Origin of the sequence: Pseudomonas sp. 32_A, assembly GCF_017490905.1 — a bacterium.
In the GTDB taxonomy this organism is placed as follows: Bacteria; Pseudomonadota; Gammaproteobacteria; order Pseudomonadales; family Pseudomonadaceae; genus Aquipseudomonas; species Aquipseudomonas inefficax.
In genome coordinates this window covers 1-430 of sequence record NZ_JAFGYI010000399.1, presented here as the reverse complement: position 1 = coordinate 430, position 430 = coordinate 1, and the positions used below count along the sequence as shown (strand labels likewise).

Below are 430 nucleotides of genomic sequence, written 5' to 3'. Positions count from 1 at the left end.
GTTGAACGGCCGTCCGACGAACACCATCCGCGCGCCGAGCGCCACGGCCTTCAGCACGTCCGAGCCCCGGCGAAAACCGCTGTCGATCATCACCGGATACCCGTTGCCGACAGCCTGCACCACGTCGCGCAGGATCCGCATCGGCGATACGGCGCCGTCCAGCTGGCGGCCGCCGTGGTTGGACAGGATGATGCCGTCGGCGCCCGCCTCGCGCGCGATCCGCGCGTCCTCGACGCTGAGCACGCCCTTGATCACGAGCTCGCCCGCCCATTGCTCGCGGATTTGCCGAACGGGCGCCCAGCTCAGATGGTCGCGCGCGGAAAAGTCGCGCAGCACGTTGGCGGAAAGAATCGGCGCGCCGCGCGTCGCGAACGAATGCTCGAAATGCGGCATGCCGGGCGCGAGCAACGTGCGCGCGAACGTGCCCAAC

At 69.5% G+C, this 430-nt stretch carries 1 protein-coding gene; it reads right to left on the bottom strand.

Annotated elements, in window-relative coordinates:
* On the bottom strand, nucleotides 1-430 hold a 430-nt coding region (locus tag J5M58_RS27230; protein ID WP_207880580.1), incomplete at both ends, for an alpha-hydroxy acid oxidase.